The organism is Pseudomonas sp. Pseusp49 (genome assembly GCF_059491875.1).
Window position 1 is genome coordinate 4,659,488 of sequence record NZ_CP168514.1, and the last position, 14,650, is coordinate 4,674,137.

The 14,650-nt window shown below is 62.9% G+C and carries 14 protein-coding genes; 2 read left to right on the forward strand and 12 right to left on the reverse strand.

Translation table 11 applies throughout. The features are described 5' to 3' along the window. Positions 1–121 precede the first annotated feature (121 nt). Positions 122–1,021, forward strand: coding sequence for a transcriptional activator NhaR (gene nhaR / locus ACEN83_RS20780; RefSeq protein ID WP_495578272.1), 900 nt, complete (start codon positions 122–124; stop codon positions 1,019–1,021). On the opposite strand, the gene ACEN83_RS20785 is transcribed toward nhaR, so the two are convergent. After that, the gene (locus tag ACEN83_RS20785; protein WP_495578273.1) at positions 1,008–2,171 is read right to left on the reverse strand and encodes an MFS transporter; all 1,164 of its coding nucleotides are present in this window, start codon (positions 2,169–2,171) and stop codon (positions 1,008–1,010) included. The two genes, nhaR and ACEN83_RS20785, sit on opposite strands and share 14 nt — an antisense overlap. Before the next feature lie 453 nt (positions 2,172–2,624). On the opposite strand from ACEN83_RS20785, the gene sstT reads away from it, so the two are divergent. Then, positions 2,625–3,845, forward strand: a complete 1,221-nt coding sequence (gene sstT / locus ACEN83_RS20790) for a serine/threonine transporter SstT (RefSeq protein WP_495578274.1) — start codon at positions 2,625–2,627, stop codon at positions 3,843–3,845. A gap of 143 nt (positions 3,846–3,988) precedes the next feature. On the opposite strand, the gene ACEN83_RS20795 is transcribed toward sstT, so the two are convergent. From ACEN83_RS20795 to ACEN83_RS20845, 11 genes are all read right to left on the reverse strand, one after another. After that, complete coding sequence (locus tag ACEN83_RS20795; RefSeq protein WP_116581274.1) at positions 3,989–4,498, reverse strand: DUF1993 domain-containing protein; 510 nt, start codon at positions 4,496–4,498, stop codon at positions 3,989–3,991. 197 nt (positions 4,499–4,695) lie between these two features. Next, on the reverse strand, positions 4,696–5,571 hold the full coding sequence (locus ACEN83_RS20800) for an SDR family oxidoreductase (RefSeq protein ID WP_116581273.1): 876 nt from the start codon (positions 5,569–5,571) through the stop codon (positions 4,696–4,698). Between the two features lie 159 nt (positions 5,572–5,730). Beyond that, positions 5,731–6,879 carry an acetyl-CoA C-acetyltransferase gene (locus tag ACEN83_RS20805; RefSeq protein WP_495578275.1) on the reverse strand — a complete coding sequence of 383 codons (1,149 nt, stop codon included), beginning with the start codon at positions 6,877–6,879 and terminating at the stop codon, positions 5,731–5,733. A 169-nt stretch (positions 6,880–7,048) separates the two neighbouring features. Then, a complete protein-coding gene (locus ACEN83_RS20810) occupies positions 7,049–8,104 on the reverse strand; it encodes an acyl-CoA dehydrogenase family protein (protein WP_495578276.1) in 1,056 nt (351 codons plus the stop codon). 10 nt (positions 8,105–8,114) lie between these two features. After that, positions 8,115–9,281, reverse strand: coding sequence for an acyl-CoA dehydrogenase family protein (locus ACEN83_RS20815; protein ID WP_495580898.1), 1,167 nt, complete (start codon positions 9,279–9,281; stop codon positions 8,115–8,117). Positions 9,282–9,291: 10 nt separating this feature from the next. Continuing rightward, positions 9,292–10,047, reverse strand: a complete 756-nt coding sequence (locus tag ACEN83_RS20820) for an enoyl-CoA hydratase family protein (RefSeq protein ID WP_495578277.1) — start codon at positions 10,045–10,047, stop codon at positions 9,292–9,294. Between the two features lie 11 nt (positions 10,048–10,058). Further along, on the reverse strand, positions 10,059–11,126 hold the full coding sequence (locus ACEN83_RS20825) for an NAD(P)H-dependent flavin oxidoreductase (RefSeq protein WP_495578278.1): 1,068 nt from the start codon (positions 11,124–11,126) through the stop codon (positions 10,059–10,061). A 2-nt stretch (positions 11,127–11,128) separates the two neighbouring features. Next, entirely contained in the window at positions 11,129–12,001 is an 873-nt protein-coding gene (locus ACEN83_RS20830; protein WP_495578279.1) for an enoyl-CoA hydratase, read from the reverse strand. A 25-nt stretch (positions 12,002–12,026) separates the two neighbouring features. After that, the gene (locus tag ACEN83_RS20835) at positions 12,027–12,815 is read right to left on the reverse strand and encodes a CoA-transferase subunit beta (RefSeq protein ID WP_495578280.1); all 789 of its coding nucleotides are present in this window, start codon (positions 12,813–12,815) and stop codon (positions 12,027–12,029) included. A 12-nt stretch (positions 12,816–12,827) separates the two neighbouring features. Beyond that, on the reverse strand, positions 12,828–13,709 hold the full coding sequence (locus ACEN83_RS20840; protein WP_495578281.1) for a CoA transferase subunit A: 882 nt from the start codon (positions 13,707–13,709) through the stop codon (positions 12,828–12,830). Between the two features lie 11 nt (positions 13,710–13,720). Then, positions 13,721–14,611, reverse strand: coding sequence for a VOC family protein (locus ACEN83_RS20845; RefSeq protein ID WP_007977166.1), 891 nt, complete (start codon positions 14,609–14,611; stop codon positions 13,721–13,723). Positions 14,612–14,650: the final 39 nt, after the last annotated feature.

Here is a 14,650-nt window from a genome sequence, read left to right on the forward strand (position 1 = left end):
TATATACTTCGATTTTCACGAACTCATACCTTCTTGCTTTTGTGTAGGAGCTGCCGAAGGCTGCGATCTTTCAAATCAAAAGATCGCAGCCTTCGGCAGCTCCTACCGGGACTACGTACCTATGTTGAATTATCGACAACTGCATTATTTCTGGGTGGTGGCCAAGACCGGCAGCATCGTGCGCGCCTGCGAACAGCTGAACCTCACGCCACAAACCATCAGCGGGCAGATTTCATTGCTGGAACAGACCTTCGGCATCGAGTTGTTTCGGCGCGTCGGACGGCAACTCGAACTGACCGAGGCCGGACGCCAGGCACTGCCCTATGCCGAACAAATGTTCCAGCTGGGTGGCGAACTGGAACTGATGCTGCGGGCACAACCCAATGAGCAGCAGATTCTGTTTCGTGTCGGCGTGGCCGACGTGGTGCCCAAATCCATTGTCTATCGCCTGATCGCCCCGACAATGGAGCTGAGCGAACCGCTGCGCATCACCTGCCGCGAAGACAAGCTTGAACGTTTGTTGGCCGACCTGGCGATCCAGCGCCTGGACCTGGTGATCTCAGACAGCCCGATGCCGTCGCACCTGGACATCAAGGGTTACAGCCAGAAACTGGGTGAGTGCGGGATCAGCTTCTTCGCCACCCCAACGCTGGCGGCCCGTTACGGTCAGGACTTCCCGCGCAACCTGCACGGTGCGCCCCTGCTGATTCCGGGTCCGGAAACCGTGGTGCGCAGCCGTTTGCAGCGCTGGTTCGCCGAGCAGCAGATCCAGCCACAGATTGTCGGCGAGTTCGACGACAGTGCCCTGATGCAGGCCTTCGGCCAATCCGGCAGCGGGATCTTCATCGGCCCGAGCGTGATTGCCGATGAAGTGCAACGCCAGTGTGGCGTGCAAGTGATAGGCCAGACCGACGCGGTGAGCGAGTCGTTCTATGCCATCTCAGTGGAGCGCAAGGTCAAGCACCCCGGCATTGTCGCGATTACCGAAGGTGCCCGACGCGAGCTGTTTACAGCGCTGTAGCCGCTTCGCGCGGCTTGAACGTCATCAGGGCGATGGCCAGCAGGATCGAAGCCAGAATGAAAGCGGCGGCGGCAAAGCCAAGGCCTTGCAGGCCGACGCTGTCGATCACCCGGCCCCCGATCATCGCGCCCAGGCCGATGCCGAGGTTGGCCCCGGCGATGTTCAGCGACGCGGCAAATGCCGGCGCTTCGGGCGCGGCTTTCATCAGGCGCACATGGCTGACCAGGAACAACGCCGCCTGAGTCACGCCCCAGATGCCCATCGCCGCCGCCAGACCGAGCGGCGAATGGATATTCGGCACCAGCGCCACAAGGCCAGCAATCATGAACGCGCAGAACATCATCGACGCCATCAACGGATGCCGATCCACCGCCCGGCCGCCCAGGGAGTTGCCGATCAACCCGACCGCGCCGAAGCCCATCAGGCACCAGCCGACCACGGTGCCGTTGAAGCCGGCCAGACGCTCGAGGATGTCGGCCAGATAGGTATAGGCCGTGAACATGCCACTGAACACGATCACCGACAACAACACATGACCGAGCATCAGCGGGCTGCGCAGGATCTTGAACTGCGACAGGAAGCTCACCTGATGCTGGTGCAGATTGGTCCTGGGCAGATAGATAAACAGCAGCAACGCCTTGGCAAAGGCGATGACCGCCAGAATCGCAAAGGCACTGCGCCAGCCGAACGCATCGGAAATCAGCGTGCCCACCGGAATGCCGAACACCGTGGCGCAGACGATGCCGAAGCCAATCTTGGCAATGGCGCGACCGGCGTAATCCGGCCCGACGATGTCCACCGCTGTCTCGCTGGCCAGCGCCCAGAACACCGGCAGCCCCAGCGCCGGGATCAACCGGGCAAACGCCATCACCCAGATGTTCGACGCCAGCGCCGCCAGTGTATTGGCCAGGCCAAACAGGACCAGCACCGAGATGAACAGCTTGCGCCGCTCGAAGCGGGCGAAGTACGCGGTGAGGAACGGCCCGAACGCGGCCACGGTAAAGGCAAACAAGGTCACCAGCAAACCGGCCTGCGGGATGCTGACCTCCAGGTCCCTGGCGATCGCCGGCAACAGGCCAACGATGATGAATTCCGTGGTAAGCACCGTGAAGCCGGCGGCAGACAACAGAAGAATGGGCAACAACCGCATGCACAACTCCAGAAAACGACGACACCAGCGATAGCCCGAAGGCCCACTGGCAGACATGAAAATGAGGATGGCGAATCTTAACAGAGTGTTTTCGGATGCGGTTGCACGAACCTGCAATTCGCGTTGAAGACCAGGGCGTCAGTTCGTCACAGGTCTGAAGGATCGTACCTGCGCTGTGATAAAGTCCGCGCCCTGAAAAAAGTACACCCTGTGGTTAATGCCGATCGGTTAGCCGAGCCCCCGTGGCGAGGGAGCTTGCTCCCGCTGGACTGCGCAGCAGGCCCATTTTTTGGGGCCGCTTCGCTGCCCAGCGGGAGCAAGCTCCCTTGCCACAGGAATCAGCGCTGGCATTAGCCCTGTGTTTCCTTCTCGGTTTCCCGCCTGCGGCCTGCCCTGTTTGTTGCCGCAAACCTGCGAAACCATGCATTAATAAAAAATCAGAGATGCTGTTTTATGACTGCTTCATCCCCTTCTCTATTGCACCGCCTTAAACGCTTGAGCCTGGTCACGCAGATCGTGATCGGCCTGATCGCCGGTATTGCCCTGGCCCTGTTTGCCCCCGACGTGGCCAAATCCACGGCGTTCATCGGCAAAGTGTTTGTTTCGGCACTGAAAGCCGTCGCGCCGATTCTGGTGTTCGTGCTGGTCATGGCGTCGATTGCCAACCACAAGCACGGCCAGGAAACCCACATCCGGCCGATTCTGTTCCTGTATCTGCTCGGCACTTTCGCCGCCGCCGTGGTCGCGGTGGTTGCCAGCATGGCGTTTCCGTCGAGCCTGGTGCTGTCGACCCAGGACGTTGCAGTCACTGCACCGGGCGGGATTGGCGAAGTACTGCAAAGCCTGTTGCTGAGCGTGGTCGACAATCCGGTCAGCGCGCTGATGAACGCCAATTTCATCGGCATTCTGGCGTGGGCCATCGGCATGGGTATCGCCATCCGCCATGCCGGCGACACTACCCGTGAAGTGCTGGGCGACCTGTCCAACGGCGTGACCGTGATCGTGCGTCTGGTGATCAGCTTCGCCCCGCTGGGGATCTTCGGCCTGGTCGCCTCGACCCTCGCCACCTCCGGCTTCGGCGCCTTGATCGGCTATGCGCACCTGCTGGCCGTGCTGCTGGGCTGCATGCTGTTCGTGGCACTGGTGATGAACCCGATCATCGTGTTCTGGAAACTGCGCCGCAACCCGTACCCGCTGGTGCTGACCTGCCTGCGCGAAAGCGGCATCACCGCATTCTTCACCCGCAGTTCGGCGGCGAACATTCCGGTCAACCTGGAACTGAGCAAGCGCCTGGGCCTGCACGAAGACACCTACTCGGTATCGATTCCGCTGGGCGCGACCATCAACATGGCGGGTGCTGCGATCACCATCACCGTGCTGACCCTGGCGGCCGTGCACACCCTGGGCATCGCCGTGGACATTCCGACCGCGATCCTGCTGAGCTTGGTCGCGGCGATTTGCGCCTGCGGCGCTTCGGGTGTAGCCGGTGGTTCGCTGTTGCTGATTCCGCTGGCGTGCAGCCTGTTCGGCATCCCGAGCGAAATCGCCATGCAGGTGGTGGCGGTCGGTTTCATCATCGGCGTGTTGCAGGACTCGGCGGAAACCGCGCTGAACTCGTCCACCGATGTACTGTTCACCGCGGCGGCTTGCCTGGGTGAAGAGCGCCTGGCCTGACAATCAAAAGATCGCAGCCTGCGGCAGCTCCTACAGGGCGTACACCGTTCCCATGTAGGAGCTGCCGCAGGCTGCGATCTTTTGACGTAAAACAAAGCCCGCCAAGGCGTAAACCTTGGCGGGCTTTTTTGTACCTGGGTGGTTTAGAACGCGCCCATGTAGTCGCGCTTGCCCACTTCCACGCCATTGTGGCGCAGCAGTGCGTAAGTGGTGGTGACGTGGAAGAAGAACTGCGGCAGGCCGTAGGTCAGCAGGTAGGCTTGGCCACTGAAGCGCTTCTCTTTAGGCGTGCCCGGACGGGTCACGATCTCTATGCCTTCCTTGCCGTTGATCTGCTCCGGCGTGAACTCGCCGATGTAGGCCAAAACCTTGGCGATCAGTGCCTGCAGTTCGGCGAAAGTGGTTTCGGTGTCGTCGTACTTCGGCACTTCAACTTCAGCCAGACGCGAAGAAACGCCCTTGGCGAAATCAACGGCGATCTGCACCTGACGCACCAGCGGGAACATGTCCGGGAACAGGCGCGCTTGCAGGAAAGCGTTAGGGTCGATGTTTTTTTCGGTGGCGTGAGCCTCGGCCTTTTTCAGTACATCGCTCAGGGCATTGAGCATTTGCTGGAAAACTGGCACGGAAGCGTCGTACAGGGAAATGGTCATGGCAGGTCTCGTGTGGAGGAACGTGGTTCATGTGCATCTGTAGGAGCGAGCTCGCTCGCGATGGACGTGAACGATAACGCGTTCTGTCTGGATGAACGCGTTGCGCCGAAGTCCATCGCGAGCAGGCTCGCTCCTACAGGTGATCAGCATCAGGGGCCGATTATAGCCGCGTGCCGTCCTCCCGAGACCGGTCTTTTTCAGCTGCCGTACACTTTGGCCGCCGGGACCGCTTGCGTCAGCAGTTGCGCGACGGCATCGCCCATCTCGCCAACCGCCCAGCGGCCCTGCCGATCCAGTTGCGGGCCACGGCGCCAACCATCGGCGATCGACAACTTGCCGCCCTCGACTTCGAACATCTGCCCGGTCACCTCGGCGGACGCCTCGGAACCCAGCCACACCACCAGCGGCGCGACGTTTTCCGGGGCGAAGTAATCGAAGCCCTCTTCAGGCTTTTTCATGGTGTCGGCGAACACCTGCTCGGTCATCCCGGTCCGCGCGGCCGGCGCCAGGGCGTTGGCGGTGATCCCGTAACGACGCAGCTCAGCCGCCTGCACCAGCGTCAGCGAGGCAATACCGCCCTTGGCCGCCGCGTAGTTGGACTGACCAATGGAACCCTGCAAACCGGCGCCGGAACTGGTGTTGATGATCCGCGCATCGACTCTGGCACCGCCCTTGGCCTGCTCACGCCAGTACTTCACGGCGTGGCTGGAAATGCAGAAGTGGCCCTTGAGGTGCACGGCCACCACGGCGTCCCAGTCGGCTTCGCTGAGGCTGGCGAACATGCGGTCGCGGCAGATGCCGGCGTTGTTGACCACCACGTTCAGGTCGCCAAAGGTTTCGATGGCCTGGCGCACGATCAGCCCTGCCGAGTCATATCGGGTGATGTCGTCGCTGTTGGCCACGGCACTGCCGCCCTGGCCGAGGATTTCGCCGACCACGGCCAGGGCCGCTTCGCGGTTGATGTCGTTGACCACCACCTTCGCGCCTTCGGCGGCGAACGCCATCGCGTAGGCCCGGCCCAGGCCACCGCCAGCGCCGGTGATGATCACGACGCGGTTTTCACAGATTTTCATGCGGGTATTCCTTCAATTTCATCTCAAATACACACATCACCTGTGGGAGCTGGCTTGCCAGCGATAGGATCACTGCGGTGCGCCTGATACACCGCGGCGCCTGCATCGCTGGCAAGCCAGCTCCCACAGGATCGATGTGTTTCCTGGAATCAGGTCAACTCACAAACGCTCGATAATCGTCACATTGGCCTGCCCACCGCCTTCGCACATGGTCTGCAAACCGAAGCGGCCACCGCTGCGCTCCAGCTCATGCAGCAGGCTGCACATCAAACGCGTGCCGGTGGCGCCCAGCGGATGGCCGAGGGCAATCGCGCCGCCGTTGACGTTGGTCTGGTCGTGGGGATAACCGGTCTCTTTGAGCCAGGCCATGGCCACCGAAGCGAAGGCCTCGTTGATCTCCACCCGGTCGATGTCTTGCAGTTTCATCCCCGCACGCTTGAGCGCGTAGGCGGTGGCCGGAATCGGCGCGGTGAGCATCCAGATCGGGTCTTCGGCGCGCACGCTCAGGTGATGGATGCGGGCCCGTGGCGTTAGGCCGTAACGCTTGAGCGCCGCCTCCGAGACAATCAGCATCGCGCTGGCCGCGTCGCAGGTCTGGCTCGACACCGCGGCAGTGACCCGGTCGCAGCCGAACAGGAATTCCAGCTCGGCCATTTTTTCCAGACTGGTCTGGCGCGGCGTTTCGTCATGCAGCACACCGGCCAACGGCACGATCTCGCGGTTGAAACGACCTTGCTCGATGGCCTGCAGGGCCCGTCGATGGGACTCCAGCGAATAGGCTTCGAGCTGCGCCCGGGACAGGTCCCACTTTTCCGCGATCATCTGCGCCGAACGGAACTGCGTCGGCGGTTGCGCGCCATAGCGCCGCACCCAGCCTTCGGAGCCGCTGAACGGATCGGTGAAGCCCAAGGGCTCGGCGGCAATCATCGCCGAGGAAATCGGGATCTGGGTCATGGTCTGCACGCCACCGGCGACGACCACGTCCTGGGTGCCGCTCATCACCGCCTGGGCGGCGAAGTGCACCGCTTGCTGGGACGAACCGCACTGGCGATCGATGGTGGTGCCCGGCACCGATTGCGACAGGCCGGCCGCCAGCCAACTGGTGCGGGCGATGTCACCGGCCAGCGGACCGATGGTATCGACACAGCCGAAGATCACGTCGTCGTAATCCTCGTCGGGAATGTCATTGCGCTCGACCAACGCGCGCAATACATGCGCACCCAGGTCGGCGGCGTGAATCTGGCTCAGACCACCCTTGCGCCGCCCGGTGGGGGTGCGCAGGGCGTCGACGATATAGGCTTCAGGCATGGTCTACCTCGGTGAAGAAATTGAAATCTGGTATTGAGAGCGCCGAAAAACCTGTGGGAGCGAGCTTGCTCGCGATGAGGCCGACACATCCGACATTGATGCCATCTGACGCACCGCCATCGCGAGCAAGCTCGCTCCCACAGGGGGGGGCGCCACTCTTACTGACGAGTTAAAACGTACTGCCCGCACCCAACGCTGGATTGCCCTCGAACAACGCCGCGCGAATCCGCCCTTTGTGACGGCCGCGATCGCCCCAGACCTTGTCCAGCGCCCAGGCGCGTTTCATGAACAGATGCAGGTCGACTTCCCAGGTGTAACCCATGGCGCCGTGGGCCTGGATGGTGTTCTTCGCCGCCAGCATGGCCGCTTCCGCCGTTGCCAGCTTGGCGTGGGACACCAGCACATCCTGCCCCGGTTGCTGCTCGGCCAGCGCATAAGCGGCGCGGTACAACGGGCCTTTGGCGAACTCGATCTGCACCGCGACGTTGGCCATCAAATGCTTGACCGCCTGGAACGAGCCGACCGGCTTGCCGAACTGCTTGCGCTCGAAGGTGTAGTCCACCGCCAGGTCGACCATGCGTTTGGCCAGCCCGAGCAATTGCGCGGCGCTGGCGAGGGCGCCACGGTTGAAGGCGGCTGCCCACAGTTGCCTTCCTTGTTCGCCGCTGGCCACGCAAGTAGCGGAAGTCGGCGTCCATTCGACCTGGAACAGTTGACGGCTCGGGTCGACCGACTCATTGCGGGTCAGGCGCACGGCATCGCGCTCCAGCGCATGCACTTCATCGCCATGGGCCAGCAACAGCAGATCGGCAACATGGGCATCGCTGACCAACGGGTTCCCCGGTTCGGAAACGGCCAGCCGTGCACTGCCCCCGGCGACCCGCGCCAACCAGTATTGCGTGAGCGCCGCGTGTTGCTCATCGAGGGCGGCGAGCAACGGCACGCCGACCAACATGGTGTCCACCAGCGGTTCGGGCAGACCGGCATAACCGCATTCCTGGGCAATCAGCACGAAATCCAATTCATTCATGCCCATGCCGTCCTGCGCCTCGGGCACGGTCAGTGCGGTCAGGCCCAGTTCCACCAGTTGCGCCCAGAGCCGCTCACTGCGCCCGCTGTCGCTCTGCCACAGTTCGCGAATGCGCTCCGGGGTGACTTCGTTGATCAGGAAGCTGCGGACGTTGTCCTGAAACAGCAGTTGGTCGCGGCTGAAACTAAAGTCCATGGTCTATTCCTCAGGCACGCGGCATGCCGAGCATGCGTTCGGCAATGATGTTGCGCTGGATCTCGTTGGTGCCGGCGTAGATCGGCCCGGCCTGGGCAAACAGGAAACCGTCCAGCCAATGGCCGACGTCACCGGCGGCCGGGGCTTGCGGCAGCAGCTCGCCACGCAAACCGAGAATGCTCATGGCGGTGTCGTGCATGCGCTGGTCGAGTTCGGACCAGAAGATCTTGTTGGTCGACGACTCCGGCCCGATCTTGCCGCCCTGCACCAGTTGCGAGGCGGTCATGTAGGTGCTCAGGGTGTAGGCCTCGGCATCGAGCCAGGCGCGCATCACCGCCTCACCGATGGCCGGGTCGCGGTCGGCCTGCTCGCGGTTGGCCAGGTACAGCTGCACCAGACGCTTGGCGGTTTCCTGGAAACGCGCCGGCGAACGCAAAAGCAAACCGCGCTCGAAACCGGCGGTGGACATCGCCACGTGCCAGCCCATGCCTTCGCCGCCGAGGGCGTTTTCCACCGGCACCTTGACGTCGTCGAAGAAGATCTCGGCAAAACCCGGCAAGCCGTTGAGCTGCGGAATCGGGCGCACGGTGATGCCCGGTGTATTGAGCGGCAGCAGGATGAAAGTCAGGCCGTGATGGCGCTGGGACTGTGGATCGGTACGGAAAATACCGAACACCCAATCGGCCCACACCGCGCGGGTCGACCAGGTCTTCTGGCCATTGATCACGTAGTGGTCGCCCACCCGTTCCGCCTTGGAGCGGATCGCCGCCATGTCGGAACCGGCACCCGGCTCGGACCAGGCCTGGGCCCAGATGTCTTCGCCGGTGGCCATGCGCGGCAGGAATCGCGCTTTCTGATCGAAGCTGCCGTACTCCATCAGGGTCGGGCCGAGCAGGAAGATACCGTTCTGATTGACCCGTGCCGGTGCCCCGGAACGGTAGTATTCCTCTTCGAAAATCAGCCATTCGATCAGGTCGCAGCCGCGCCCGCCGAGTTCGGTCGGCCAGGTGACCATGCCCCAACGGCCTTCGTTGAGTTTGGCTTCCCAGGCGCGATGCTCGGCAAAGCCCCGTTCGGTGTCGAACGATTGCAGCGGTTCACTCGGTACATTGGCCGCCAGCCAGGTTCGCGCCTCGGCACGAAAGGCCTGCTGGGCCGGGGTATAGGTCAGGTCCATGGATATGCCTTCAGCCGTTGAATCGGGCATCGCGTTTCTCGACGAACGAGTCGCGTGCTTCCTGAGAGTCCAGTGAGCGGTAGGCTTCGAGGGTGAAGCCCTGCTCCCAGCGGTATTTGTCTTCCAGATTGCCGTCTTCGATGCCGGTCAACGCTTCCTTGGCCAGGCTGATCATGCCCGGGCTCTTGGCGGCGATGGTGCGGGCGATCTGTAACGCGGCTTCGCGCAAGTCTTCGCGCTTGACCACCCGCTCCACGGCGCCCAGGCGGTAAGCCTCGGCGGCGTCGATCGGCTCGCCGGTGAAGTACATGTGGCGGACTTTCTGCACCGGGAACAGCCGCTGCAAATGCGCGCCGCCGCCCATGGCCCCGCGATCCACTTCCGGCACACCGAAGGTGGCGCACTCGGACGCGACAATGATGTCGGCAGCGCCGCAGATGCCGATGCCGCCGCCCAGGACGAAGCCGTGCACGGCCACGATCACCGGTTTCGGGTTGCGGTGAATGGCCTTGAAGCTGTCGTAGTTGCCCTTGTTCACCGCGACGATCAGGTTGCCGTCGGCGGCCAGTTCCTTGATGTCGACCCCGGCGCAGAAGCCGCGACCTTCGGCACGTATCACGATCACCCGCACGTCGTTGTTGCGGCCCAGGTCCTCGATTTCGCTGGCGATATCCGCCCAGCCCTGGTTGTTGAAGGCGTTGACCGGCGGCCGGTCGAACACCAGTTCGGCAATGCCGTTATCGATGCTGACACTAAATGGTTTCATGTCTTTTCCCCTTACGACACACGGCGGCACAACTCGCCCAGACGCGCTTCGGCGTCGCGGACGATCTGTTCAATCAATTGGGCGCAGCTGGGCAAGCTGTCGATGGAAGCGGCGATCTGCCCGGCGGGCAACACGCCCGCGGCCGGTTGCCCATCGACCATGGCTTTCTGGATGACCATCGGCGCGTTGGCGGCCATGATGCTTTGCGCGGCGGTCAGCTCTCCGGCACCGCGCATTTTCAGGGCACTGCCGAGCAGTTGCGTCAGGCTCATGCCCGTGTGGCGGCGGTAGGCCAGACCACTCTGCAAGGCCAGCAGCAGGCGCTTGAGACCGCCGCTGTTTTCCAGCTGGTTGAGCAATTCGTTGCGGATCATCCGTTGCGGCATGCCGTCGATGGCGCGGCTGATGATGATCGCCGCCGGGTCCTTGACCGCCAGGTAACGGGCCAACGTTGCTTGCGGCACCGGGCTATCGGCGCACATCAGAAAACGCGTGCCCATGGCGATGCCTTCGGCACCGTAGGCCAATGCAGAAACCAGCCCCTTACCGTCCTTGAAGCCGCCCGCCGCCACCACCGGCACTGAGACTGCGTTGACCACTTGATCGAGCAGCATCAAGGTCGGCACGGAACCGGTGTGCCCACCGCCCTCGCCGCCCTGTACGGTCACCGCATCGGCGCCCATTTCCACGGCTTTCTGTGCATGCTTGAGCGCGCCGACCGTGGGAATGCACACCACGCCGGCATCTTTCAGGCGGCTGATCATTAGCTTGCCCGGCGAACGGCTGTAGCTGACCGCACGGACTTTGTGGCGCAACACCAGCTCGACGATCTCACCGGCATTGGCCTGGTACATGTGGAAATTGACCCCGAACGGCTGATCGGTCAGGCGTCGGGTTTCGATAATCGCCGCTTCCATCTGCTGCGGTTCGATGGTCGCACCGGCGAGAAAACCGAAACCACCGGCATTGCCCGTGGCCGCCACCAGCTTCGGGTCAGCGACCCAGCCCATGGCCGTCTGGATGATTGGGTAGCGGCAACCGAGCAGTTCGGTCAGGCGGGTATTCAACGAAATCGCCATGCTCACGCCTCGCCCGTTTTGCGCTGGGAACTGGCCATGGCCTTGGCGTCGTAGCCGCCGAGGCGGTCGCCGGACACCAGTTCGTTGTGGGCGTGGGCGAAGTGATGCAGGCCGAACACCATGTCCATGGTCGCGCGCTTGCCCATCAGGTCTTCGGCGTTGTTCACCGCTTGCTTGCTCAGTTGCAGGCCCAGGCGCGGCATCTGGGCGATGCGCCCGGCGATGTCGAGGGTCTGATGCTCCAACTCATCGCGAGCAACCACCCGATTGAGCATGCCCATCTGATAGGCACGCGGTGCCGGCATGCGCTCGCCGAGGAACAGGAATTCCTTGGCGATGCGCGGGTTCAATTCATGCACGTGGGCGAAATACTCGACCCCGGGAATGCCCATGCGCACCACCGGATCGGCGAAGTACGCATCCTCGCTGGCGACGATCAGGTCGCAGACCCAGGCCAGCATCAGCCCACCTGCAATGCACGCGCCCTGGACCATGGCGATGGTCGGCTTGGGCATCTCGCGCCAGCGCCGGCACATGCCCAGATAGACTTCCTGCTCCCGGGCATAGAGAAACTCGCCGCCCGGTTTGTTGGTGTGGTCGTACCAAAGGCTCGCCCGATCGAACGTCTTGTCGACGTCGCGGCCCGGGGTGCCGATGTCATGCCCGGCGGAGAAATGCTTGCCGGCGCCGCGCAACACGATGACCTTCACTTCATCGTCATCGCAGGCCCGGCGAAACGCCGCGTCCAGCGCATAAGTCATCTGCGAGTTCTGTGCGTTGTGGTACTCGGGACGATTCATGGTGACGATTGCCACCGCGTCGCGCACTTCGTACAGGACCACCTCGGCCTCGTTCTTGTCGTTATGTTCAGCCATCACTTGTCTCCGAAAACGCGGGCGCTCAGCGCTGGCCTGGCGGGTTGTCTTTGAGCTGCATGGCCCGCAGGTTGTGCGGGTCCAGACGCTGGATCAGTTGCAATTGCTCGGCGGTCGGGGCCGCGGTGGTCGGGCAGTCGTCCGGCACGTGCAACTCGAAGCCGGTGTTGTCCTGGACCTGCGCCGCCGTCACGCCGGGGTGCAGCGAACGAATGCGCATCTGTCGTTGCGGGCCGAGGAAATCCAGGACGCAGAGGTCGGTGATGATCAGGCGGATGTCGATGTCGTCCAGCCCCCAGCCGCGCGCCAGGCGGGCCGGGTTGTAGCCGACCGAGGCGACCATATCGACCTCGCCTTCGACGAACACCCGACGGTTGTGGCTCAGCACGCAAAACGAGTTGGCGTGGCTGATCGAGTTGCCGGGGAAACCGCGCACACCGAGCATCTGTGCCTTGGGCTTGGCGTAGTCGCCGATGCAGGAAATGTTCGCCTGGCCAAAGCGGTCGATCTGTGTCGGGCCGACCAGTGCATGGCGCTTGCCGCCCCAGACGTTGTCGAAAATTCGCGAGAAACCCATCCAGCTGTCGCGCTTGGGCTCATAGCCCTTGCGTGCGCCCAAAGGCACCGGTTCGGCGACCATGTAGGCTTCGGAGTCGGTCATCAGCAGTTGCGGGTTGCTGGTCAGCATGGCTAGCGAAGCGGCCAGACGCGGGATCACGCCGATGCCGCTGGCCAACACTTCGCCGTCTTCGCGCCAGGCTTCGGAGGCGGCGCAGATCATCAGCTCGGCGAGGCTGTAAGTGGTAGTGCTCATCGGAAGGCTCCCTTAGAAAATCGGCAACGGCAGTTCACGGATCGCAGCCAGGCCGCCAACCTTGTCCAGGTACTGTTCGTGGGTGCAGTCGACGTAATCGCGCACGTAGCCCTCCCAGCCATCGGCCGCCTGCACCGTGGCGTTGTAGGCCTTGAAGTGCGCGACGTCGAAACCGTAAAGCGGCGCGCAGGACGACGGGTGCGCCCCACCCGGCACGTGGGCCACGGCGGTGGTCAGGTTGCGCTCCCAGAACACTTGATGGGCGTGGGCGCTGTCCTGATGGAAGTAGTCGCTGTCGACCAGTTCATCGCAGGTCACGTAGCTGTGGGTCGCGGCCCGCACGAACAGGTCGTCCATGTAGTGATCGGGGCCGCTTATCTGGCACACGCCGCGTTTGTCGGCACGGTCGACGTGCACCAGTGCTGCGTCGAGCTTGAGCGCCGGCATCGCCACCCAGTCCTTGCCATCGGCGTAGGGTGAGGCGATCAACTTGATCTGGCGGTTGTAGCGCAGCACATCGGTGCCCAGGCCCACCGCCGTCGGAATGAACGGCACATTCATCGCCGCCGCCCGCAGGCCGAGCAGCAACATGCCTTCGTCGATTTCCATCACTTCCAGCGCCGCTTCCTGGCGCGCCTTGCGGAAGTACGGCTCCAGCGGAATGAAATCCAGGGAGACGAAGGCGAACACCAGTTTTTTGATCTTGCCGGCGGCGCAGAGCATGCCGACATCGGCACCACCGTAGGCAACCACCGTCAGGTCCTTGAGGTCCGAGCGCAGAATTTCGCGCACCAGCGCCATCGGCTTGCGTCGCGGGCCCCAGCCACCGATGCCGATGGTCATGCCGTCACGCAGTTGGCCGACGATCTCGGCCGTAGTCATTTGCTTGTCCATCGTCATGTTCCTCATTGGCGACCGACACTGAAGTCGTGGCCCCAGTGGCTGACCACGGTGCTTTCGAACGGCGTGTGGCGGTCCCAGTCGACCACCAGGCCATCACAGCCGTATTCCAGGTCAAACCCGGACGGGGTCTTGATGTAGAAAGAAATCATCTGGTCGTTGGTGTGCTGGCCGAGGGTGGCCGACAGCTTCACGCCGTTGGCGTGGACACGGTCCAGCGCTCTGCCCACCTCATCAAGCGCATTCACCTCGACCATCATGTGCACGCAGCCGTGGGGCATCGGGCACTCGAAAATCGCCAGCGAGTGGTGGCGGCCGTTGTTGCAGTGCAGGAAGTGGATGCGCTTTTGCGGCTCGGCCGGGTCCGGGGTGAAGCGGACTTTCATCAGGTCCGACAGGCCAAAGCCCATCACCTGTTCGTAGAAGTCGCGGCAGCGTTCGAAGGCCGGTGCCGGCAGCACCACGTGGCCCATGCCCAGGTCGTTGGTGACAAAACCTTTGACGCCCACCGGCGAGACGAAACGGGCGAAGTCCTGCAGCGGGCCCCAGAAAATTTCGTGGCGATTGCCATCCGGATCACTGAAGTGCACCAGTTCCTGAACCTTGCGCAGCTCGGCCTCGGCGGCGGTGCCACGGGTCACTTGCACATCGGCCTGTTGCAGCTCGCTGACCGCCTGCTCCAGCGCCGCCTTGCCGGCCACTTCCCAGCCGCAGGCACCGAAACCGTTCTCGGCACTGTTCTGCACCAGCACGCGGTAATGACGCTCGTCCATTTTCAGGTACAAAAGCTCATCGTCGCCGCTGACCATCATGCCCAGCACCTGGCTTGCGTAGTGGCGCCATTGCGCCAGGTCGCTGGATAACAGGGTGACGTAACCCAGACCGCGGATATCCATGGATGCACTCCTCGTTTTACTCAGGCGGTGCCGCCCTTC

Bases quoted from the DNA above. Each gene is read 5' to 3' on its own strand.
- nhaR (WP_495578272.1), top strand. From the start codon at position 122: ATGTTGAATTATCGACAACTGCATTATTTCTGGGTGGTGGCCAAGACC.
- ACEN83_RS20785 (WP_495578273.1), bottom strand. From the start codon at position 2,171: ATGCGGTTGTTGCCCATTCTTCTGTTGTCTGCCGCCGGCTTCACGGTG.
- sstT (WP_495578274.1), top strand. From the start codon at position 2,625: ATGACTGCTTCATCCCCTTCTCTATTGCACCGCCTTAAACGCTTGAGC.
- ACEN83_RS20795 (WP_116581274.1), bottom strand. From the start codon at position 4,498: ATGACCATTTCCCTGTACGACGCTTCCGTGCCAGTTTTCCAGCAAATG.
- ACEN83_RS20800 (WP_116581273.1), bottom strand. From the start codon at position 5,571: ATGAAAATCTGTGAAAACCGCGTCGTGATCATCACCGGCGCTGGCGGT.
- ACEN83_RS20805 (WP_495578275.1), bottom strand. From the start codon at position 6,879: ATGCCTGAAGCCTATATCGTCGACGCCCTGCGCACCCCCACCGGGCGG.
- ACEN83_RS20810 (WP_495578276.1), bottom strand. From the start codon at position 8,104: ATGGACTTTAGTTTCAGCCGCGACCAACTGCTGTTTCAGGACAACGTC.
- ACEN83_RS20815 (WP_495580898.1), bottom strand. From the start codon at position 9,281: ATGGACCTGACCTATACCCCGGCCCAGCAGGCCTTTCGTGCCGAGGCG.
- ACEN83_RS20820 (WP_495578277.1), bottom strand. From the start codon at position 10,047: ATGAAACCATTTAGTGTCAGCATCGATAACGGCATTGCCGAACTGGTG.
- ACEN83_RS20825 (WP_495578278.1), bottom strand. From the start codon at position 11,126: ATGGCGATTTCGTTGAATACCCGCCTGACCGAACTGCTCGGTTGCCGC.
- ACEN83_RS20830 (WP_495578279.1), bottom strand. From the start codon at position 12,001: ATGGCTGAACATAACGACAAGAACGAGGCCGAGGTGGTCCTGTACGAA.
- ACEN83_RS20835 (WP_495578280.1), bottom strand. From the start codon at position 12,815: ATGAGCACTACCACTTACAGCCTCGCCGAGCTGATGATCTGCGCCGCC.
- ACEN83_RS20840 (WP_495578281.1), bottom strand. From the start codon at position 13,709: ATGGACAAGCAAATGACTACGGCCGAGATCGTCGGCCAACTGCGTGAC.
- ACEN83_RS20845 (WP_007977166.1), bottom strand. From the start codon at position 14,611: ATGGATATCCGCGGTCTGGGTTACGTCACCCTGTTATCCAGCGACCTG.